Annotated in this window: 22 protein-coding genes and 1 other RNA gene; 11 read left to right on the forward strand and 12 right to left on the reverse strand. The window is 70.3% G+C overall.

The window, feature by feature from the left end:
• Nucleotides 1-159: 159 nt before the first annotated feature.
• Complete coding sequence (glmS, locus tag Q0812_RS06235; protein WP_302109453.1) at nucleotides 160-1980, reverse strand: glutamine--fructose-6-phosphate transaminase (isomerizing); 1821 nt, start codon at nucleotides 1978-1980, stop codon at nucleotides 160-162.
• 309 nt (nucleotides 1981-2289) lie between these two features.
• Here glmS and metF point away from each other — a divergent pair, with 309 nt between their 5' ends.
• Genes metF through metH form a run of 3 tightly spaced genes read left to right on the forward strand, consistent with a single transcriptional unit; the run spans nucleotide 2290 to nucleotide 6942 of the window.
• A complete protein-coding gene (gene metF / locus Q0812_RS06240) occupies nucleotides 2290-3222 on the forward strand; it encodes a methylenetetrahydrofolate reductase [NAD(P)H] (protein WP_302109454.1) in 933 nt (310 codons plus the stop codon).
• A complete protein-coding gene (locus Q0812_RS06245; RefSeq protein ID WP_302109455.1) occupies nucleotides 3219-4286 on the forward strand; it encodes a homocysteine S-methyltransferase family protein in 1068 nt (355 codons plus the stop codon). Before metF ends, Q0812_RS06245 begins: the two co-directional genes overlap by 4 nt.
• Before the next feature lies 1 nt (nucleotide 4287).
• Nucleotides 4288-6942, forward strand: a complete 2655-nt coding sequence (gene metH, locus Q0812_RS06250; RefSeq protein ID WP_302109456.1) for a methionine synthase — start codon at nucleotides 4288-4290, stop codon at nucleotides 6940-6942.
• Between the two features lie 17 nt (nucleotides 6943-6959).
• Here metH and nudC read toward each other — a convergent pair whose 3' ends face one another.
• Complete coding sequence (nudC, locus tag Q0812_RS06255; protein WP_302109457.1) at nucleotides 6960-7874, reverse strand: NAD(+) diphosphatase; 915 nt, start codon at nucleotides 7872-7874, stop codon at nucleotides 6960-6962.
• A gap of 63 nt (nucleotides 7875-7937) precedes the next feature.
• Here nudC and Q0812_RS06260 point away from each other — a divergent pair, with 63 nt between their 5' ends.
• Entirely contained in the window at nucleotides 7938-8132 is a 195-nt protein-coding gene (locus Q0812_RS06260) for a hypothetical protein (RefSeq protein ID WP_302109458.1), read from the forward strand.
• Nucleotides 8133-8162: 30 nt separating this feature from the next.
• Nucleotides 8163-8260: signal recognition particle sRNA small type (gene ffs, locus Q0812_RS06265), an RNA gene on the forward strand.
• Between the two features lie 59 nt (nucleotides 8261-8319).
• Here the strand turns inward: ffs and Q0812_RS06270 are convergent.
• The 3 genes from Q0812_RS06270 to Q0812_RS06280 all read right to left on the reverse strand — a co-directional run bounded on the left by Q0812_RS06270 (nucleotide 8320) and on the right by Q0812_RS06280 (nucleotide 11836).
• A complete protein-coding gene (locus Q0812_RS06270; RefSeq protein WP_302109459.1) occupies nucleotides 8320-8796 on the reverse strand; it encodes a hypothetical protein in 477 nt (158 codons plus the stop codon).
• A 100-nt stretch (nucleotides 8797-8896) separates the two neighbouring features.
• A complete protein-coding gene (gene ahcY / locus Q0812_RS06275) occupies nucleotides 8897-10288 on the reverse strand; it encodes an adenosylhomocysteinase (protein ID WP_302109460.1) in 1392 nt (463 codons plus the stop codon).
• A gap of 87 nt (nucleotides 10289-10375) precedes the next feature.
• Nucleotides 10376-11836 carry a M61 family metallopeptidase gene (locus Q0812_RS06280; protein WP_302109461.1) on the reverse strand — a complete coding sequence of 487 codons (1461 nt, stop codon included), beginning with the start codon at nucleotides 11834-11836 and terminating at the stop codon, nucleotides 10376-10378.
• Nucleotides 11837-11976: 140 nt separating this feature from the next.
• Between Q0812_RS06280 and bioB the strand changes: the two genes are divergently transcribed.
• Both bioB and Q0812_RS06290 read left to right on the forward strand, forming a co-directional pair.
• Nucleotides 11977-13011 carry a biotin synthase BioB gene (gene bioB / locus Q0812_RS06285; protein WP_302109659.1) on the forward strand — a complete coding sequence of 345 codons (1035 nt, stop codon included), beginning with the start codon at nucleotides 11977-11979 and terminating at the stop codon, nucleotides 13009-13011.
• A gap of 36 nt (nucleotides 13012-13047) precedes the next feature.
• Complete coding sequence (locus tag Q0812_RS06290) at nucleotides 13048-13461, forward strand: Tat pathway signal protein (protein WP_302109462.1); 414 nt, start codon at nucleotides 13048-13050, stop codon at nucleotides 13459-13461.
• Between the two features lie 61 nt (nucleotides 13462-13522).
• On the opposite strand, the gene Q0812_RS06295 is transcribed toward Q0812_RS06290, so the two are convergent.
• The 4 genes from Q0812_RS06295 to nepR are packed head-to-tail and all read right to left on the reverse strand — an operon-like array spanning nucleotide 13523 to nucleotide 16188.
• On the reverse strand, nucleotides 13523-13660 hold the full coding sequence (locus tag Q0812_RS06295) for an entericidin A/B family lipoprotein (protein ID WP_302109463.1): 138 nt from the start codon (nucleotides 13658-13660) through the stop codon (nucleotides 13523-13525).
• Nucleotides 13661-13701: 41 nt separating this feature from the next.
• The gene (gene phyK / locus Q0812_RS06300) at nucleotides 13702-15405 is read right to left on the reverse strand and encodes a sensor histidine kinase PhyK (RefSeq protein ID WP_302109464.1); all 1704 of its coding nucleotides are present in this window, start codon (nucleotides 15403-15405) and stop codon (nucleotides 13702-13704) included.
• 4 nt (nucleotides 15406-15409) lie between these two features.
• Entirely contained in the window at nucleotides 15410-16000 is a 591-nt protein-coding gene (locus Q0812_RS06305; RefSeq protein ID WP_302109465.1) for a sigma-70 family RNA polymerase sigma factor, read from the reverse strand.
• Nucleotides 15997-16188 (reverse strand): anti-sigma T factor NepR, encoded by a 192-nt coding sequence (gene nepR, locus Q0812_RS06310; protein WP_302109466.1) that lies wholly within the window; start codon nucleotides 16186-16188, stop codon nucleotides 15997-15999. The genes Q0812_RS06305 and nepR overlap by 4 nt, the downstream gene beginning before the upstream one ends.
• A gap of 200 nt (nucleotides 16189-16388) precedes the next feature.
• Between nepR and phyR the strand changes: the two genes are divergently transcribed.
• Complete coding sequence (phyR, locus tag Q0812_RS06315) at nucleotides 16389-17186, forward strand: anti-anti sigma factor/receiver protein PhyR (RefSeq protein WP_302109467.1); 798 nt, start codon at nucleotides 16389-16391, stop codon at nucleotides 17184-17186.
• 150 nt (nucleotides 17187-17336) lie between these two features.
• Here the strand turns inward: phyR and Q0812_RS06320 are convergent, their stop codons facing one another.
• From Q0812_RS06320 to Q0812_RS06330, 3 genes are all read right to left on the reverse strand, one after another.
• Entirely contained in the window at nucleotides 17337-17594 is a 258-nt protein-coding gene (locus Q0812_RS06320) for a hypothetical protein (protein ID WP_302109468.1), read from the reverse strand.
• Between the two features lie 365 nt (nucleotides 17595-17959).
• The gene (locus Q0812_RS06325; RefSeq protein WP_302109469.1) at nucleotides 17960-18400 is read right to left on the reverse strand and encodes an OmpA family protein; all 441 of its coding nucleotides are present in this window, start codon (nucleotides 18398-18400) and stop codon (nucleotides 17960-17962) included.
• Nucleotides 18401-18474: 74 nt separating this feature from the next.
• Nucleotides 18475-18810: a YMGG-like glycine zipper-containing protein gene (locus tag Q0812_RS06330; protein WP_302109470.1), complete on the reverse strand. Its 336-nt coding sequence runs from the start codon at nucleotides 18808-18810 to the stop codon at nucleotides 18475-18477.
• Between the two features lie 195 nt (nucleotides 18811-19005).
• Here Q0812_RS06330 and Q0812_RS06335 point away from each other — a divergent pair, with 195 nt between their 5' ends.
• The 3 genes from Q0812_RS06335 to maiA are packed head-to-tail and all read left to right on the forward strand — an operon-like array spanning nucleotide 19006 to nucleotide 20729.
• Nucleotides 19006-19350, forward strand: a complete 345-nt coding sequence (locus tag Q0812_RS06335; protein ID WP_302109471.1) for a hypothetical protein — start codon at nucleotides 19006-19008, stop codon at nucleotides 19348-19350.
• Between the two features lie 51 nt (nucleotides 19351-19401).
• Complete coding sequence (locus Q0812_RS06340) at nucleotides 19402-20085, forward strand: fumarylacetoacetate hydrolase family protein (protein ID WP_302109472.1); 684 nt, start codon at nucleotides 19402-19404, stop codon at nucleotides 20083-20085.
• Entirely contained in the window at nucleotides 20085-20729 is a 645-nt protein-coding gene (maiA, locus tag Q0812_RS06345) for a maleylacetoacetate isomerase (RefSeq protein ID WP_302109473.1), read from the forward strand. Before Q0812_RS06340 ends, maiA begins: the two co-directional genes overlap by 1 nt.
• The last annotated feature ends 36 nt before the right edge of the window (nucleotides 20730-20765 follow it).

The following is a 20765-nucleotide window of genomic DNA, read 5'->3' on the forward strand; positions in this document are numbered from 1 at the left end:
GGGATAAGCCCTCCCCGGGCCTCGTCCGCCTACGGGGGACCGCCGTCGCAAACCGGTGAAAACCCACGGATCGGCGGCCGGCCAAGCGCGACCGGCTCACGGATCGATGAGAGCATAGGCCCTTAGCTCAGGCCGGTTATCGCCCGGACGGGCGGCGCCTTATTCCACCGTCACCGACTTGGCCAGGTTGCGCGGCTGATCCACATCGGTACCCTTCTGCACCGCGGTCAGATAGGCCAGCAGCTGCACCGGCACCGCATAGACCAGCGGGGCGATGAAGGGATCGCAGTCCGGCGCGACGATGCGGCGCAGACCCGGCGCGTGGGGAACCTTGGCGTCTTGGGACGTGATCAGGATCACCTCGGCGCCGCGCGCGGCCACCTCCTGCACGTTCGAGACGGTCTTTTCGAACACCTCGTCCGGCGGAGCCAGCACGACCACGGGCGTGGCCTCGTCGATCAGGGCGATGGGACCGTGCTTCAGCTCGCCGGCGGCGTAGCCCTCGGCGTGGATATAGCTGATCTCCTTCAGCTTCAGCGCCCCTTCCATGGCCAGGGGGAACATGGCGCCCCGGCCCAGGAACAGCACGTCGCGGGCGCCGGCCAGGTCGTGGGCGACGGCGGTCATGGCTTCGCTGTGGTCGGCCACGGCCTGGGCGATCAGGCCCGGCGCCTCGAACAGGCGGGCGACCAGACGCGTCTCTTCCGCGGCGTCGATGCGGCCACGTTGCCGGGCGGCCGCCACGGCCAGGGCCAGCAGGGCCGACACCTGCGCCGTAAACGCCTTGGTCGAGGCCACGCCGATCTCCGGCCCGGCCCAGGTGGGCCACACGATCTCAGCCTCGCGGGCCATGGACGAGGTATGGACGTTGACCAGGCAGGCCGTCTTGAAACCCTGCGCCTTGCACCAGGTCAGGCCCGCCAGGGTGTCCGCGGTTTCGCCCGACTGGGACACGGCCAGGGCCAGCGTTCCCTTGGTCAGGGCCGGCTGGCGGTAGCGGAACTCTGAGGCCACCTCCACGTCGCAGGGCAGGCCGGCCAGCTTCTCGAAGGCGTAGCGGCCGATCTCGCCCGCGTAGAAGGCGGTGCCGCAGGCGATGATCTGGATGCGCTCCACCTCGGCGAAGTTCAGGCCGCCCGGCACGGTGGTTTGCCCGCTCACGGGATTGGCGAAGGCCGAAAGGGTCCTCTGACAGCTCTCGGGCTGCTCGTGGATCTCCTTCTCCATGAAGTGACGGTAGTTGCCCTTCTCGACCAGGGCGGCCGAGGCCGGCACCGTGACCATGGGCCGTTCGACCGGGCGGTTCGCCTCATCGAAGATGCGGGCCGAGGCGTGGTCGATGACGACGCTGTCGCCGTCCTCGAGATAGGTGATGCGCTGGGTGAAGGGGCCAACCGCCAGGGCGTCCGAGCCGAGGAACATCTCCCCGTCGCCCCAGCCGACCACCAGCGGACTGCCGCGGCGCGCCCCCAGCATCAGGTCCGGATGGCCGTCCACCAGCACCGCCAGCGAATAGGCGCCGTGCAGGCGGCCGACGACCGACTGAAAGGCCTTCACCGGATCGGCTTCGGTCTCCAGGGTCTCGTCCAGCAGGGCGGCGACCACCTCGGTGTCGGTGTCGCTCTCAAAGGCGCGGCCGCGCGCGGCCAGTTCGGCCTTCAGCTCGGCGTAGTTCTCGATGATGCCGTTGTGCACCAGCATGACGCGGCCGGCGCGGTGAGGGTGGGCGTTGGCCTCCGTCGGCGGGCCGTGCGTGGCCCAGCGGGTGTGGCCGATCCCGACCGCCGCCTTCAGCGGATCAGCGGCGTCGACCTCTTCCAGCGCGCGGATCTTGCCCGGCGCGCGGCGGCGCGCCAGCCCTGAGGACGTTACGCCGGCGATCCCGGCGGAGTCATAGCCGCGGTATTCCAGCCGGCGCAGGCTTTCAAGCAGGCGCGGGCCCACGTCGCTGGTCCCGACGATGCCGATGATGCCGCACATTTCGCGATCCTCCTTGGGGGGACTGCCCTTAGCAGAGCCGCGCCGCCAATCCACTGAAGCCGCGTTTCCGAACGTTTCCTTCGAGGAAGGTTCCGACGCGCCCCGTCCGGGGCGACGGCGGGCGTGATCATACAGGCGGCGTCGGGTCTTTGAAGGTCAGCCGCCCCATAGAGCGGGCCGCGCAAACATATAAGGACTTCTTTATATCCCAATGGACGCTTTGGTCTGCTTGGCTTAAGGTGCGGCCTCACGTCGGATCCGTACGCCGCTTGGCGGGCGGCGACGCCGAGTTTGGCCGGGCAACCTCGCATGATCACCCTTCCACTCCATGACGCCGTAGGCCCCGTCGCCCGCGCCGCCGGACGGCAGAGATCGGTCGCGGTCTCCTTCGAGTTCTTTCCGCCCAGGGACGAGGCCGCCGAGGGCGTCCTGTGGAATTCCCTGCGCAAGCTGGAGCCGCTGAATCCCAGTTTCGTCTCGGTCACCTACGGCGCCGGCGGCTCCACGCGCGAGCGCACCCACCGCACCATCCAGCGCATCCTGGGCGAGACGGGCCTGACGCCCGCCGCCCACGTCACCTGCGTCGACGCCAGCCGCGAGCAGGTGGACGAGGTCCTGCGCGACTACTGGGAGGCGGGCGTTCGCCATCTGGTCTGCCTGCGCGGCGACCCGCCCGGCGGCGCCAGCCTGGGCGGGGCCTATGCGCCCGGGCCGGGATCCTACGCCAACGCCACCGAGCTGACCGAGGCCGCGGCCCGCATCGCGCCCTTCGAGATCAGCGTCGGCGTCTATCCCGAGAAGCACCCCGAGAGCCCCTCCATCGATCACGACATCGATGTCCTGAAGGCCAAGATCGACGCCGGCGCCACGCGGGCGATCACCCAGTTCTTCTTCGATATCGACGCCTTCCTGCGCTTCCACGACCGGGTGCGCGCGGCGGGCGTGACCATTCCGATCGTCCCGGGGATCATGCCGGTCAGCAACTATCAGGGGCTGAAGCGCATGGCGGCCGGCTGCCAGACCGCGCTCCCGGCCTGGCTCGCCAGCCTGTTCGAGGGCCTCGACGACGACCCCGACATCCGGCGGCTGCTGGCGGCCTCGGTGGCCTGCGAAATGTCGGCCCGCCTCGAGGAGGAGGGCTTCAGCGCGTTCCACTTCTACACCCTGAACCGGGCCGAGCTGGTCTACGCCATCTGCCGCATGCTGGGCGTGCGCCAGCCCCTCAAGGCGTCGGCGGAATGAGCCGGGCCGATCGCATCCGGCAGCTCCACGCCGCCGCCCGCGAGCGCATCCTGGTGCTGGACGGCGCCTGGGGCGTCATGATCCAGGGCAAGGGTCTGACCGAGGCCGACTACCGGGGCGAGCGCTTCGCGGCCCACAACGGCCAGATGAAGGGCAACAACGACATCCTGTGCCTGACCCGGCCGGACATCGTGGCCGAACTGCACGACGCCTATTTCGCCGCCGGCGCCGACATCTCCGAGACCAACACCTTCTCGGCCACGACAATCGCCCAGGAGGACTACGGCCTCGACGCCCAGGCGGTCCGGGACATCAACCTGGAGGGCGCCAGGCTCGCCCGCGCCGCGGCCGACCGCTGGACGGAGAAGGAGCCGCACAAGCCCCGCTTCGCCGCCGGTTCGATCGGGCCGCTGAACAAGATGCTGTCCATGTCCTCGGACGTGAACGATCCGGGCGCGCGGCTGGTCACCTTCGACCAGGTCTATGAGGCCTACCGCCAGCAGGTGCGGGCCCTGCACGAGGGCAGGGTGCACCTGTTCCTCATCGAGACCATCACCGACACCCTCAACTGCAAGGCCGCCATCAAGGCCATCAAGGACCTCGAGGACGAGGGCTACGAGCCGCTGCCGATCTGGATCTCGGGGACGATCACCGACCGCTCGGGCCGGACCCTGTCGGGCCAGACGGCCGAGGCCTTCTGGAACAGCGTGCGCCACGCCAAGCCGTTCGCCGTCGGCTTCAACTGCGCCCTGGGCGCCGACCTGATGCGGCCCTTCATCGCCGAGCTCAGCCGCGTGGCCGACACCCTGGTCGCGGCCTATCCGAACGCCGGCCTGCCCAACGCCATGGGCCAGTACGACGAGCAGCCGCACGAGACGGCGCACTTCCTCGAGGAGTGGGCCAGGTCGGGCCTCGTCAACATCGTCGGCGGCTGCTGCGGCACGACGCCGGATCACATCCGCCACGTGGCCGAGGAGGTCGCGGGCGTTCAGCCGCGCCAGATTCCGGAGCGCCCGGTGGCCATGCGGTTGAGCGGCCTCGAACCGTTTGAACTGGTAGCCTGAGTTGCGTCCCACCTTCATCAACGTCGGCGAACGCACCAACGTCACCGGCTCGGCCAGATTCCGCAAGCTGATCGTCGAGGGCGATTACCCCGCCGCCCTGTCGGTCGCGCGCCAGCAGGTCGAGGCGGGCGCGGCCATCATCGACATCAACATGGATGAGGGCCTGCTCGACGGGCCCAAGGCCATGACGACCTTCCTCAACCTGATGGCGGCCGAGCCGGACATCGCCCGCGTGCCGGTGATGATCGACTCCTCCAAATGGGAGGTGATCGAGGCCGGGCTGAAATGCGTCCAGGGCAAGCCGATCGTCAATTCCATCAGCCTCAAGGCCGGCGAGGCCGAGTTCCGCGAACAGGCGGTCAAGTGCCTGCGCTACGGGGCGGCGGTCGTGGTCATGGCCTTTGACGAGCAGGGCCAGGCCGACACGGCGGCGCGCAAGATCGAGATCTGCACCCGGGCCTACCGCCTGCTGGTGGACGAGATCGGCTTCCCGCCCGAGGACATCATCTTCGATCCCAACATCTTCGCCGTGGCGACGGGGATCGAGGAGCATGACAACTACGCCGTGGACTTCATCGAGGCCACGCGGGTCATCAAGCAGACCCTGCCCTATGCGCGGGTGTCCGGCGGCGTCTCGAACGTCTCGTTCAGCTTCCGCGGCAACGAGCCGGTGCGCCGGGCGATCCACTCGGTGTTCCTCTATCACGCCATCCAGGCGGGGATGGACATGGGCATCGTCAACGCCGGCGACCTGCCGATCTATGACGATCTCGACCCGGAGCTGCGCGAGGCCGTCGAAGACGTGATCCTCAACCGGCCGCAGCGGACCAATGTCTCGAACACCGAGCGGCTGGTCGACATGGCCCCGCGCTACAAGGGCGAGAAGGGTCAGGCCCAGGTGGTCGACCTGAAGTGGCGCGACGCGCCGGTCGGCAAGCGGATCGAGCACGCCCTGGTCCACGGGATCACCGACTGGATCGAGCAGGACACGGAGGAGGCGCGGCTTCAGGCCGAGCGGCCGCTGCACGTCATCGAAGGCGCGCTGATGGACGGGATGAACGTGGTCGGCGACCTGTTCGGCGCGGGCAAGATGTTCCTGCCCCAGGTGGTGAAGTCGGCGCGGGTGATGAAGCAGGCCGTCGCCTGGCTCGAGCCCTACATGGAGGCCGAAAAGGCCGGCCAGGAAGCTAAAGGGGGGCCGCGCGAGCAGGCCGGCCGCATCCTGATGGCGACGGTCAAGGGCGACGTCCACGACATCGGCAAGAACATCGTCGGCGTGGTCCTGCAATGTAACAACTACGAGGTCATCGACCTGGGCGTCATGGTCCCGGCGGACCGCATCCTGGACGCCGCCATCGAGCACAAGGTCGACATCGTCGGCCTGTCGGGCCTGATCACGCCCAGCCTGGACGAGATGGTCTTCGTGGCCTCCGAGATGGAGCGCCGCGGCTTCGACATCCCGCTGCTGATCGGCGGGGCCACCACCAGCCGGACGCACACGGCGGTCAAGATCGAACCGGCCTACCGGCGGGGCTCGACCACCTACGTCATCGACGCCAGCCGCGCCGTGGGCGTGGTCGCGGGCCTGCTGTCGCCCGCCGACCGGGCGTCCAACGAGGCCGCCACGCGCGAAGAGTACGCCCGCATCCGCGAGCAATATGCCCGGGGCCAGGAGGTCAAGGCGCGCTTCAGCCTCGACCGGGCGCGGGCCAACCGCTTCCGGCCCTCGAACAACGCCCTGCCGCCCCGGCCGTCCTTCTTGGGGGTGAAGGCGTTTGACGCCTGGGACCTGGGCGACCTGGCCGACCACATCGACTGGACGCCCTTCTTCGCCAGCTGGGAGCTGATCGGCCGCTACCCCCTGATCCTTGAGGACGAGGTGGTGGGCCAGGCGGCGCGCGACCTGTTCAAGGACGCGCAGGCCATGCTGAAGCGGATCATCGACGAGCGCTGGTTCACCGCGCGCGGCGTCGCCGGCTTCTGGCCCGCCAACGCCCGCGGCGACGACGTCGTGGTCTGGGCCGACGAGACGCGCACGTCCGAGCTGGCCCGCTTCCACGGCCTGCGCCAGCAGATCGCCAAGTCGAACGGCAAGCCGAACCTGTGCCTGTCCGATTTCGTGGCCGAGGACGGCGAGGACTGGCTGGGCGCCTTCGCCGTCACCGCCGGCCACGGCGAGCTGGAAAAGGCGGCCGAGTTCAGGGCGAAGGGCGACGACTATTCCGCCATCCTGGCCACCGCGCTCGCCGACCGTCTGGCCGAGGCCTTCGCCGAACGGCTGCACAAGGAAGTGCGCACCCAGCTGTGGGGCCACGCTCCCGACGAGGCCGCCACCATTGAGGAGCTCATCGCCGAGACCTACGAGGGCATCCGCCCTGCGCCCGGCTATCCGGCCCAGCCCGACCATACGGAGAAGGCCACCCTGTTCCGGCTGCTCGACGCGGGAAGGAACGCCGGCATGGCGCTTACGGAAAGCTTCGCCATGACCCCGCCGGCCTCGGTCTCAGGCCTCTACTTCGCGCATCCGGAAAGCCACTATTTCGGCGTCGGCAAGATCGACCGCGATCAGGTCGAGGATTACGCCCGGCGCAAGGGCTGGGACCTGGCCACGGCGGAACGCTGGCTGTCGCCGATCCTCAACTATCCCCGCGCCTGATCCGGTCGACCTGAAGGTCAGTCGCCGAACCCGTCTTCCGCCCAGGCCTTCAGCAGCTGGGCGGCGATGGCGAAGGGCGGCGGCGCCTTGATCTGCGGATGCTCGCCGCGCACCACGGCCCGCGCCTCCTCGCGCGTGAACCACTGCACCTCCTCCAGCTCCGCCTCGTCCGGCGCCGCCTCGCCCGGCTCCACCTGGGCGATCAGGCCGATCATCAGGGATGAGGGAAACGGCCAGGGCTGGCTGGAGTGATAGATCACGCGCCGCGCCCTCAGGCCCGCCTCCTCAAGCAGCTCGCGGGCGCAGCCCTCCTCGATGGATTCGCCCGGCTCGATGAAGCCGGCCAGGGCCGACATGCGGCCCTCGGGCCAACCGTGCTGGCGGCCCAGCAGGCAGCGCTCGCCCTGCACGGGCAGCATGATGGCCACCGGGTCCACACGCGGAAAATGCTCGGTCCGGCAGGCGGGGCAGACCCGCTTCCATCCGGCGCAGGCGTTCCGGCTCTCCTGGCCGCAGGCCGAGCAGAAGCCGTGACGCCGCCTCCAGTCGAACAGGCTCTTGGCCAGGCCCGCCACGGCGGCCTCCTCGCCCGGCAGCAGGGCCGCGGCCGAGCGCATGTCGGTAAAGCCGCCCCGCCCCGCAAAGGGCCCCTCGGCCGGATCGGCAGGCCCCTCCAGCTCCACGGCGAACAGGGGCCTCTCGCCCTCAAAACCCAGAAAGGCCCAGCGGTCGCCGGCCGCGGCCAGCGCCATGGCCAGCGGAACCCGCGCCAGCGCTTCGCCCGCGATCATCGCACGGCCTTCCCACAGCACCGCCGCCAGGGCCGAGGGGTCCGCCAGCCGCGCCTCGACCCAGGCGGGTTCATTCCGGGCGTCGCCGCCCCGGTCGAGCGTTCCGCCCGCGAAGGTGTTGACGAAGGCGTCCAGCGGCATGACCGTTCTCCCGCGCCTCCCTCTGGGACAGGCGCGCCGCCTTCGCAAGGGAGTGAACCGCCCATGTCGCGCAATCAGGTGCTGATCGCCGCCCTTCTCAGCGACATCGTCCTGTTGGCCGCCTTCTTCCTCGGCCAGGACCCGGTCCAGCGTCTGTGGGGCGAAGAGGGGGCCGTGTGGCTGGTGGCGGCCCTGGCCGTGGCCTTCATCCTCATAAACGTCGCGCTGCTGTGGGCCCTGTCGCGGCGCCGGCCTTGATTCCGCCCTCGCGGCGGCCGATATTGTGCGTGGAGACTGGCGCGGGCGAAGGCCTCGCCAACTCGGTCAGGTCCGGAAGGAAGCAGCCGCAACGAGCTCCCCTTCGGGTCGCTGTCCAGTCTCCACCTTCTCCCTGACAATCAGACGGCGATCGCCGGCCCAGAGCTGGCCGCTTCGCCTAGCCGATCTACTTGCTGGCCGCGGAGGCGTAATAGGCGCCCACGGCGTAGTAGCAGGTGGCGCCCGCCGGGCAGTCGTACATGCGCACTCGCAGCTGGTAGGTTTCGCTGGCCAGGCTGGTGAACGTCACCACCGGGGTCGTGTCGATGCGCACGTCCGAGGCCACCACATCGCCCTGGCTGTCGAGGATCTCCAGGTCCAGGTCGCGGCAGACGTCGTCGCAGAAGCCCGCCACGGTGACGGTCCCGCCCCAGCCGCCGATGACCCGCGACTCCCGCGTCTGGTCGTCATTCAGAGAACCGACCTCGCCGTGGAAGTAGGTGTGGCCCTGGCCGATGGGCCGGTTGGCCTCGCGCCACATCATGTCGTTCAGCATGCGCTGGGCCACGCCGGACACCCGGCCGCTCACGCCGCCGGACTGCGCCAGGGCGGGCTGCGCCGCAAGGGATCCCACCGTCACAAGCGCCGCCACGGCGGCCGTCATCAACCCGCTTCGCATCCAGGCCTCCCCTCCCGGTCATAGGCTTGGAATAGAAGGCCATTCGCGGCCGCCGCGCAAGCTCGCGCCGGCGGCCGCGGACGGGTCAGTACCGGTAGTGCTCGGGCTTGAAGGGGCCTTCGGCCGGCACGTTGATATAGGCGGCCTGGTCCGGCTTCAGCTTGGTCAGCTTGGCGCCCAGCTTCTCCAGGTGCAGGGCGGCGACCTTTTCGTCCAGATGCTTGGGCAGGGTGTAGACTTTGTTTTCGTAGGCCTTGCCGTTGGTCCACAGCTCGATCTGGGCCAGGGTCTGGTTCGTGAACGAGGCCGACATGACGAAGGACGGGTGGCCCGTGGCGTTGCCCAGGTTCACCAGCCGGCCCTTGGACAGCAGGATGATCTTCTTGCCGTCCGGGAACTCCACGTGGTCCACCTGGGGCTTGATCTCGTCCCACTTGAAGTTCTTCAGACCCGCGACCTGAATCTCTGAGTCGAAGTGGCCGATGTTGCACACGATGGCGTTGTTCTTCATCGCCCGCATGTGCTCGACGGTGATGACGTCCTTGTTGCCCGTGGCGGTGACGAAGATGTCGGCCTCGGCGGCGGCGTCCTCCAGCGTGACGACCTCGTAGCCTTCCATGGCGGCCTGCAGGGCGCAGATGGGGTCGATCTCGGTGACCTTCACGCGGGCGCCGCCCTGGCGCAGGCTGGCGGCCGAGCCCTTGCCCACGTCGCCGTAACCGCACACCACCGCCACCTTGCCCGACAGCATGACGTCGGTGCCGCGGCGGATGGCGTCGACCAGGGATTCCCGGCAGCCGTACAGGTTGTCGAACTTGGACTTGGTGACGCTGTCGTTGACGTTGATGGCCGGGAAGGGCAGTTCGCCGCGCTCGGCCATCTGATACAGGCGATGCACGCCCGTGGTGGTCTCCTCCGAGACGCCCGTGCAGGCCTGCCGGATGGCCGAATAGAAGCCCGGCTTGTCGGCCAGGTAGCGCTTCATCACCGCGAAGAGGGCTTCCTCCTCCTCGTTCTGCGGGCTGTCCAGGACCGTCGGGTCCTGCTCGGCCTTGGGGCCCAGCACCGTCAGCAGGGTGGCGTCGCCGCCGTCGTCCAGGATCAGGTTCGGGTAGCCGCCGTCGGCCCATTCGAAGATCTTATGGGCGTACTCCCAGTACTCGTAGAGCGTCTCGCCCTTGACCGCGAAGACCGGCGTGCCGTTGGCCGCGATGGCCGCCGCGGCGTGGTCCTGGGTCGAGAAGATGTTGCACGACGCCCAGCGCACCTCGGCGCCCAAGGCCTCCAGCGTCTGGATCAGCACCGCCGTCTGGATGGTCATGTGCAGGCTGCCGGCGATGCGCGCGCCCTTCAGGGGCTGCGCCTTGCCGTACTCGGCGCGCAGGGCCATCAGGCCGGGCATCTCGGTCTCGGCGATGGCGATCTCCTTCTTGCCGTAGTCGGCCAGGGAGATGTCCTTGACGATGTAGTCGGTCATGAGGGGCGCGTCCTTGAGGGGCAGGGCGGGATCGCGGCTCTATAGACCTCGCGCCCCAGCCCGGCAACCGCGCATATAAGGATATCCTTATATCCCGGCCAGCGCCGCGCGGCAGGCGTCCGAACCCGCCCCCTCGCCCAGGACCAGCTGCTGCACCTGGACGGCGCGGCCGTCGGCGGCCTCGGCCCTCGAGGTCTCGATCCGGCCGCAGGGCCCGAACAGGTCAGCCGGCAGGGCCAGGTCCTCGCCCGCCTCCACATGCCGCCGGATGTCGCCGCGCAGGTCGCCGCCCCCTGCCCGGCGATAGGCGGCGCGCAGCCGCTCCGGCGCCGTGCCGCGGCCCTCGCGCATGGCCAGGATCACGTCGTCCAGCCCCTTGCGCCCGCCCGTGCGCGCCTTCAGCCGCGCATCCCAGGCCAGGGCCAGCACCAGGCCCCGCTGGTAGGGCAGGTCGGCCGCCGCCGGATCGCCCCAGAAGGCCCGCGCCGCCTGCTGGGCCGGGGCGTTCCTGGCCGGCGACAGGGCGTAGCGGCTGAGCGAGCGGTTCAGGTCCTCGGCGAAGTCCTCGGGGCTCATCAGGCCCGCCCGCACCAGCATCCGCAGGGTGTAGAGCTCGGTGAAGCCTTCGGAGAACCAGTAGTCCAGCGCCTCGTCCGGCCCGCGCCTCAGCCCCCCCACCCGGTCCGGCAGCCAGGCGTGCTGGTGTTCGTGCGCCAGGATGTGGCGCAGCTCGGCCGCCGTCATGTTGGGCGTCACCCACAGGGAGAAACCGTCGCCCAGCCCGACCCCGAACTGCACCTTGGCGGTCGGGGCGTCCAGGGGCGTCAGGGCCACGAAGAAGGACTCGCCCTCGTCGCCCCAGAAGCGGGCCGAGGCCTCGGCCACGGGGCCCAGCACGGCGGTCAGCTCGTCCGGCGCGAACCGCCAATCGGCCGCGTGGGCGGCCACGCGGATCCGCCCGCCCGCCGCCTGGCGCTCGGCCACCGTCACGTCCGCCCCGCCGATCAGCACGCTGTCCATCAGGGCGACGCCCTCGACCTGCGGCCGGTGATCCAGGTCCGAGGCCAGGGTCCAGCCCTCGGGCGCCTCGCCCCAGCGGAACACGGCGGGCTGGTCGGCGCGGTCGGCCACCACCGCCAGCACGGTCCAGCCCACGGCGGTGAAGCCGGTTTCGTTGATCACCGGGCGAAACGGCCGCTCCGGGCCCGGCCGCGCCGGGCCCTCAAAGGCCTGGCGCACGCGATAGGTCACGCGCAGCGCGGCGCCGGGCGCGTGATTGAGGGTGCGGAACGGCCCCGCCTCGCGCGCCACCTCGGCGCCCTCGACGCGGAATTCCTCGACCGCGCGCCACAGGCCCTCGGCCCCCGACCAGCGGTTGGGCAGCATCAGCTCGGTCTCGCCGTCGCGGTCGCCCTCGATCAGGATCGACACCCTGAGGGCCCCGGGCTCGGGCGTCACCTCATAGAGGGTCGGCGCAGGCGTCGCCGCCGCCGCTCCGGCCGCGCAGGCCAGGGTTAGGGCGACCAGGGCCGCCGCCGCTTGACGCATGATCGCCCTCCCGACGAACGATCGTAACCTACGGCCCTCAGCTTCCCGTCATTTCGCCGGCCCCGCCATGTGACACGTTGGCGAACCCCGCCCCGCTCTCGCCTGTCGCCGCGCTTGCCGCTATGCATCGGCCCATGGACATGACGCCCGCCCCCGCCCCAGCCGATACGCCCGACGGCGCCCGCGACCCCGCCCAGCCGCGCCACGACTGGACGCTGGACCAGGTGCTGGCCCTGTTCAACCTGCCGTTCCCCGAGCTGATCTTCCGGGCCCAGGCCGTACACCGTCGCTGGTTCGATCCGGCCGAGGTCCAGCTATCCCAGCTGCTCTCCATCAAGACGGGCGGCTGCGCCGAGGACTGCGGCTATTGCAGCCAGTCAGCCCATCACAGGACGGGGCTGAAGGCCGAGAAGCTCATGGAGGTCGAGGCGGTGCTCAAGGCCGCCGCCGACGCCCGGGCCGGCGGGGCTCAGCGCTTCTGCATGGGGGCGGCGTGGCGCGAGCCGAAGGAACGCGACATGGCCGCGCTCGAGGCCATGATCTCGGGGGTCAAGGCCATGGGCATGGAGACCTGCGCCACCCTGGGCATGCTGACCGGTGACCAGGCCCAAAGGCTGAAGGCGGCCGGGCTGGACTACTACAACCACAACCTCGACACCGCGCCCGACGACTACGCTCGCGTCATCTCCACCCGCACCTATCAGGAACGGCTGGATACGCTGGAGGCGGTCCGCGCCGCCGGCCTCAACACCTGTTGCGGCGGAATCGTCGGCATGGGCGAGACGCGCCGCGCCCGCGCCGGGCTGCTGCACGCCCTGGCCACCCTGCCCGAGCACCCGGACAGCCTGCCGGTCAACGCCCTGGTGCCGGTGCCCGGCACGCCGCTGGGCGACGAGGTTCTGGCGCGCGGCCAGATCGATCCCATCGAGTTCGTGCGCACCGTCGCCGTGGCGCGGCTGGTGTGCCCCAAGGCGGTCGTGCGCCTGTCGGCCGGCCGCGAGGCCATGAGCCGCGAGACCCAGGCCCTGTGCTTCATCGCCGGCGCCAACTCCATCTTCGTGGGCGGGCGCCTGCTGACCACCGACAACCCGGAGCGCGACGAGGACGCCGCCCTCTTCGCCGACCTGGGCCTGCGGCCCATGGCGGAAGCCGCGCCCCACTCCGGAGCGGCGTAAACCGCACGTCAACCAGGGCGGAGGCAAGGCTGGGCCATGCGCCGCCGCGACGCCCTCACCCTAGGCCTGACCACCGCCGTCCTGGCGCCCCTGGCCGCGGCCGGGTCGGCCCATGCCGGCGGCCCCAGCGGGGGCGGCTCGGCCCCGCCCAGCTACACGCGGCTGAACACCATCACCGCCAGCGTCCGGCGCGGCGACGGCCGCATGGGCGTCATGACGGTCGAGGCGGGGGTCGACTGCCCGCCCGAGGCCTTGCGCGCCCGCGCCGCCCAGTCCGCGCCGCGCCTGACGGCGGCCTATAGCGAGGTGCTGCGCCGCTTCGCGCCCTCGGTCCGGCCCGGCTTCCCGCCCGATGTGGAGCGGCTCTCACGCGAACTTCAGGCCGCCACCGACCGCACGCTCGGCCGCTCCGGCGCGCGCCTGCTGCTCGGCACGGTGATGATCGCCTGACCAGGCGGCAAAAAGGCCCCGGAGCGTCCCCGGGGCCTTTCGCATCCGATCCCGTCTGAAATCAGTTGCGGGCGTCGTTGGCGGTGTCGGTGACCGCTTCACCGGCGGCCTCCACGTCACGGCCGGCGCCGGCGATGGTGTTGCAGGCGCCGACGGTCAGGGCGGCGGCGGCGGCGAGAAGCACGACGATCTTACGCATGGGAATCTCCTTTGGCCTTGTCGGCCAAGACAACGCCTACGCTAGGGGCGGGTTCCGGCCGCCTCCGGCGTCGGGAAGCGCAGGGTGGTCAGGGTCCCGCCCTCCGGCAACTGCTCGATCTCGGTGGCGCCGCGCAACTGGCGGGCGAAGGCCGTCATCAGGGTGCGCCCCACCCCCTGGCCCACGGCCTCGGGATCGGCGCCGGGGCCGTCGTCGCGCACTGTCAGGACGCTTTCCTCGCCCATGACGCGGAAGGTCACCCACAGCGAGCCGCCGCGCCCGGCGAAGGCGTGCTTCTGGGCGTTGGATATGGCCTCCACCGTCCACAGGGCCAGGGGGGCCAGCTTGTCGGGGTCGATGACCAGCGTGTCTGCCGACAGTTCGGTGCGCACGACGGCGCCCCGCGTCTGCTCGGTGGCGATCATCTGGGCCGTCAGGTCCTCGAGGAACTGGCGCACGTCCACGTGGCGCAGCTCCTCCGACTGGTAGAGGGCCCGGTAGATCAGAGCCAGGGCCGAGATGCGCTGGCGCGTGTCGTTGACGGCGCTACGGGCGGCCGGGTCGGTCAGGGCCCGCTGCTGCATGTTCAGCAGGGACGAAATGACCTGCAGGTTGTTCTTCACCCGGTGGTGGATTTCGCGCATCAGCGCGTCCTTCTCCTCCAGGGAGTCGCGCAGGCGGTGGTCGCGGCTCTCGATGGCATCGCCCATCTGATCCAGCGTCCAGGCCAGGGTCCGGATTTCGGCGGGCGCATAGCGGGCCTGGACGGGCCTCACGTTGAATTTGCCCTTGGCGTAGATGCCGGCCACCCGCTCCAGATAGGCCAGCCAGCGGATGATCAGCCGCTCGGACACCACCAGGGTCGCGCCCAGCGCCAGTACCCAGGCCAGCAACGGCAGGAACAGCACCACCAGGGCGTTCAGGCGCGCCCAGTTGAGCCAGCCGGGGTCCGGCTGGCTGAGCAGGACGAAGGTGCGCGTCGAGCCGATGGGCGCGCCCGCCAGAACGACCCGCTCGCCACTCGCGTCGCGCTCGACCATGACCACCGAGCCCTCGGCGGCGGCGCGCGCCGTCCAGCCCGCCGGAGCCCCGGCGAAGGCTTCGATATTGGTGGTGGCCAGCATACGCCCGCCGTCGTCCACCAGCGCCACCTCGGCCGGGCCAAGATCCCCGTGACCGCGATAGGGCCGGGGCGCCAGGGCGTCAGCCGACAGCACGGCGACGACGGCGCCGTTGAAACGCCCACGCGGCTGCTCCACCCGCTGGGCCACCAGGACACCGGGTCCCGCCGACAGGCTAAGCCCGCTGGGCCGCACCACCATGGGCTCGCCGGCGCGCAGGCGCTCGAACCAGCCGTCGCCCGTGACCGCCCGCACCACCTCAAGGCTGCTGGCGGCGCAGGTGACGCGGCCCGTGGCGCTGAAGCGGGCCAGGGTCTCGTAGCCCTCCAGCCGCTCACGAAGGGCGCGCAGGCGGGGCACGCAGTTCAGACCCACCGTATCGGGCTGCAGCGTTTCGAGCAGGACCGAGGCGCTCTCAATGCGCGCCTGGGCCGTGGCCGCGCTCAGGCGCGCCGCCGTCGTCAGGTCGGCGCGGCGGTCATGGGCCTCGCGGCGAAAGGCGGCCTGGGACTGGACGATGCTAAGCAGCAGCAGGGGCGCCATGGCCAGGGCCAGGGCCACACCCATGCGGAAGCGGATGCCCTCGAACCGCGGCATGCGCAGGCGGCTGCGAAGGGCGCGCACGATCCTAGCCGGCGCCGCTCAGCCGGTCCGCCTGGGCCAGGATCGAGCCCATGGCGTCGCCCGCGGCCTGGCCGTCGCGTTCGTAATCGCCGCGCTCAAGCGCGCCCTGCAGGGCGCGGCGCGCCCGGCTGACGCGGCTCTTCACCGTACCCACGGCGCAGCCGCAGATTTCGGCCGCCTCCTCGTAGGCGAAGCCGCCGGCGCCCACCAGGATCAGCGCTTCGCGCTGCTCGGCCGGCAGGCCGTTCAGCGCCAGGCGCAGCTCATCCAGGGCCACGGGGCTTTCGGGATCGTCCACGGCCACCAGGGTGCGCTCGGCCGCCTCCTGGTCCAGCTGCGACTGGCGCCAGGACCGGCGCCGGTCCGAATAGAACTGGTTGCGCAGGATCATGAAGGTCCAGGCCTTCATGTTGGTGCCCATCTGATAGCTGGCGCGCGCGTCCCAGGCCTTGACCATGGCGTCCTGGGCCAGGTCGTCGGCGGCGGTGGGATCGCCGGTCAGGGTGCGGGCGAAGGCGCGAAGGTGCGGGATCAGTCCCACCAACTCCTTCTTGAACGCCTCATCGTCTCCCGCGCTGCGTTCGGAAGCCCTCATCGGCGCTTCTCGTCGGCGCGTTTCAGAATTTCGAGAAATTCGTCCGGCACCGGCTCGTTGACCACCGTGTCGAACATGTGCCTCAGCTTGATGCCGATGGCTTGCTGGCGCAGACGCGCCTCCTCAAGCCCGGCGGCGTCCTTCTCTGAGGTGCGGTCGCCCGGCTTCGGCGAAGTTTTTTCAGTCATGATCAGACGCTGTTTCCCCCGGCGAGACCCCCCACCGATGCCGCATTAACGGCGCTTGCAGGGTCTGGTTCCCTCCTGCGGAAAAAATGGTCAAGCTTTCTCGCCCGCATGGGAACCCGGCTTGCGGGTAACGCGTTGGGCGAATGAGAGGACGCCCCTCCAGGGCCGCCTTGTTCGAATTTGTCGGGGATCTACCGCCTATGAGCCTACTGGCCAGACTTGCGCCGCACCTGCCTTATGTCCGCCGCTACGCCCGCGCGCTGACCGGCGATCAATCCACGGGCGACAATTACGTGCGCGTGGCGCTCGAGGCCCTGGCCGCCGGAGAGCGCCAGCTCTCCGAGAGCATGACTCCGCGCGTGGCCCTCTATCACGTCTTCCACGCCATCTGGTGCACCACCGGCGCCAATCTCGAATCCTCGGATCAGTCGCTGGAAAGCTTCGGCGACGCCTCGCGCCGCCTGCTCAAGATCGCGCCGCGCTCGCGCCAGGCCTTCCTGCTGACTTCGCTTGAGGGCTTCACCCCCTCCGAGGCGGCCCAGATCCTGGACACCGACGTCTCCGAGGTGGAGCAGCTCATCGCCGCCGCCCAGGCCGAGATCGACGCCGAACTGGCCACCGAGGTTCTCATCATCGAGGACGAGCCGGTCATCGCCGCCGACATTGAGGCTCTGGTGCGCGAGCTCGGCCACCGCATCACCGGCGTCGCCGCCACCCACGACGAGGCGGTCAAGCTGGCCGGCGACCAGCGGCCAGGCCTGGTGCTGGCCGACATCCAGCTGGCGGACGGCTCCTCGGGCATCGACGCGGTCAAGGACATCCTCAAGCAGTTCGACGTGCCGGTGATCTTCATCACCGCCTTCCCCGAGCGCCTGCTTACGGGCGAGCGGCCTGAGCCCACCTTCCTGATCACCAAGCCCTTCCAGCCGGAAACGGTGAAGGCGGCCATCGGTCAGGCCCTGTTCTTCCACCCGGCCCGGGACCGCCACGCGGCCTAGCCTGAACCTGTCTCCTCCCTGTCGCCTCAGCGACGGGGAGGTGGCTGCGAGCCTCGTGGCGAGCAGACGGAAGGGTGTGCGACGGCCGACCCCTCCACTACCCTGCGGGTTGTCCCCCGCCCATCTCTGACAGGGACGGGATAGCCGGCCTCAGCTCGCCTGAACGGCGTCGATCGTCTGGCGGGCGTTGTCCGGCTCGGTGGCGTTGAAGCCGGGGCTGCTCAGGGCCCACATGCCGATCAGGACCAGGACCACCAGCGCGAACGAGACGCCCAGCACCAGGGGCATGCGCAGGCCTTTGCGGCCCTGGCGGGCGTACTGCGCCTCGATCGGCTGACCGGTGTCCACGCCGTGCTGGGCGTGAGCGTGGGGGTCGGCGGCGTCTGGGCGGGGCGGCTCCGTGGACATGGCGGCTCCTGTCGTTGAGGTCTGACCCAAGAACGCCCGCCTGCCTTGGCTGTTCCGCCGGTCGGCGCGCCGCAGGGCGAGACAGACCCTTCTGGACGGCGCCGAAACGGCTCCCGCCGGGACCCGGCTGGGCCACGCACTTTTTTTCTCCGGCGGCGGGAACCGACCTTTTTGATCGGTGTTTTCTGTGTGCGGTGGCGGCGACGCCCCCCCGACTAGGTCGATATCCTCGACCTGCCGCCCCCGCCGATTGTCAAGCGAGGCGGCGACCCGTTTCCCCCCGGGTCGCCGCCTTTTTTGACAGGGAGATAAAGGGCGGCCCGCCTAGGCGGGCCGCCCTCTTTTTTGGGCTTCTCTCGCTTTCGTCAGGCCGGACGCGCCACGCGCAGCAGCACCTCGGCGCGGCGCCGCACCGGCTCCTCCGTTCCGTCCGGATTGACCGATCCGGCCTCGCCCGCGGCCATCACCTGCGCCTGGGGCAGCCCCTCGCGCGTCAACAGCTGCGCCACCTGAGCCCCCCGGGCTTCCGACAGGCGCAGATTGGCCTCGGGCCCGCCGCGCGCCGAGGCGAGGCCGATGATCTCCACCGCCGTCACGGGGCACGCTTTCAGCTCACGCGCCGCCGTCAGCAGCGCCTGCCGCGCCGGCGGCGTCAGCGCGGCCTGACTGTCGGCGAAATAGACCGGCACGACCCGGTCGGCGCAGGCCATGGGCTCGCGCACCAGGTCCGCGCGGCTCAGGATCCGCCGCGTCTCCGCGCACCCGCCCACGGCGAGCGCCACGCCAAGAAGTACTGCCCACTTCATTTCCCACCCCTCCAAACATGACGAGGGCGGCCCTCCGCGTCGGAAGACCGCCCCGTCAGTCGACTACGCCCGCCTTAGTTGCGGCGCGTGCCGTTCTCCCAGTAGCAGTCGCCTTGCGGGTAGCAATAGTAGTACGCGCGGGCGTTGGCGTCCCAGTAGCGGGACTGGTTGGCCCGGTCCTGCTGCGAGCCGCGGATCGCGCCCGCAACGCCGCCGATGGCCGCGCCGATGGCCGCGCCGCGGCCGGCGTCGCCGTCGCCCACGTTATTGCCGACGATGGCGCCCGCGACGGCGCCCAGGGCCGCGCCGCCGGCGGCGTTGCGCACGACGTTGTCGGACGGACCGCCATAGCTCGAGCAGGCGGAAGCCATCAGACCGAAGCCGGCGATGGCGATAAGAGTGCGTTTCATATCGGTTGATCCTCGTGTGCCTGTGTTCGCCCCGAGGGGGAGAACGCTGGAAAAGCTGGGCCGGTTCCGGCCTGACTGTTAAGCTGGACACGGACGGTCGCTTCTGGACGCGGCCTCCACGGCCAAGCTTCGTCTCTAATTCGGGCGAAGACTGGACCGCGACTACACAGGTATTTGATTGCGAGGGGACGCATCATGGACGACGGACATCACGGCTCGGGCGGCCCGGTGTGGGCGCGCAGCTCGCGCCGGGGCGGCGGCGGCGGACTGGTGGGGATTCTGGTGGTGCTGCTGGCGCTGTTCGGGGCCGTGACCCTGGGTCTGGCGATCAAGGAGCGGTCCGTGGCCGAAGGCGGCGCCGTCATCGACGGCTGGATCTCCAGCGCCTGGTCGACCATTCGCGGCGCCTCCGCCGAGGCTGACGAAGCCGCGGCCGAAGCCGCCGGCGAGGCGCGGGTCGAGGCCAGCGAGGCCGTCGCCAGCGCCGGAGACGCCGTCGAGCAGGGCGCCGAGCGCGCCGCCGAGAACCTGCGCGGCTGATCTCCCTCATCGGATTTGGCCTTTGCGCCCTCGGGGCGTAAGACCGGCGCCATGATCGCCTATGCTGTCCCGCGTCCCGAGTCCGTCGTCCTGCCGATCGTGGAGGAGGACGCGGTCTTTCCGGTGCGGCGGGTCTTCTGCGTGGGCCGCAACTACGCCGCCCATGCGCGCGAGATGGGCGGAGACGGCCGCGAGGCGCCGTTCTTCTTCTCCAAACCGGCGGACGGCCTAGCGCCGGGCGGCGGTGAGATTCCCTATCCCTCCGCCACAGCGGACCTGCATCACGAGGTGGAGCTGGTCGTGGCCCTCGCGCACGGCGGCTCGAACTTCACGCCCGAGCAGGCGGACGCGGCCATCTTCGGCTGGGCCGTCGGTGTCGATCTGACCCGCCGCGACCTCCAGGCTGAGGCCAAGGCCAGCGGTCGTCCCTGGGACGCGGCCAAGGGATTCGACTTCTCTGGACCGATCAGCGCCGTCACACCCAGGCTCAAGCTGGATCAACCGCGGGGGCGTCTGCGCCTCCGCGTGGGCGGGACGCTGCGCCAGGAGGGCGACCTCGCCGACATGATCTGGTCGCCTGCAGAGGTGGTGGCCCAGGCTTCGAAACTGTGGCGTCTCGCGCCCGGCGACCTGATCTTCACCGGCACGCCGGAGGGCGTGGGTCCGCTGGTGCGTGGCGATAAGGTCGAGGCGCTGTGCGACGGCCTTTCGCCGCTTCGTTTCAGGGTGGTCTGATGATCCTGCACGGCTATTGGCGCTCGGGCGCCAGCTATCGCACCCGCATCGCGCTCAATCTGAAGGGCCTCGCCTACGATCAGCAGCCGGTGGACCTGCGCAAGGGCGAGCAGTCGGCCGAGACCTACCGCGGCCTGTCCGGGCAGGCCCTGGTGCCCGCGCTTGAGCTGGATGACGGACAGGTTCTGGTGCAGAGCCCGGCGATCCTCGAGTGGCTGGAGGAGACGCATCCCCAGCCGCCGCTGCTGCCACGATCGCCCCGAGACCGGGCCACGGTGCGCGCCATGTGCGCCGTCATCGGTTGCGATGTTCAGCCCCTTAACAACCTGCGGGTCCTCAAGGCGGTGCGCGCCCTTGGCGCCGACGAGGACGGGGTCAATCGGTGGGCGCAGGGCTGGATCGAGCAGGCCTTCAACATCTTCGCGCCCATGGCCCGCCGGCACGGCGGCGACTGGTGCTTCGGGGACACCCCCACCCTGGCGGATTGTTATCTTATCCCGCAGATCTATTCGGCGCGCCGCTTCGGCGTGGACATGAGCGGCTGGACCAACCTGACCGCCATCGAGGCCCGCGCCGCCGATCACCCGGCCTTCGCAGCCGCCCACCCCGACCGCCAGCCCGACGCCGACGCCCCGGCTTCTTAAGTTCCCATAAGGGTTTCGCTCAGCGTCCCTTAAGGT

This window comes from Peiella sedimenti, from assembly GCF_030504955.1.
Taxonomy (GTDB): domain Bacteria; phylum Pseudomonadota; class Alphaproteobacteria; order Caulobacterales; family Caulobacteraceae; genus Brevundimonas; species Brevundimonas sedimenti.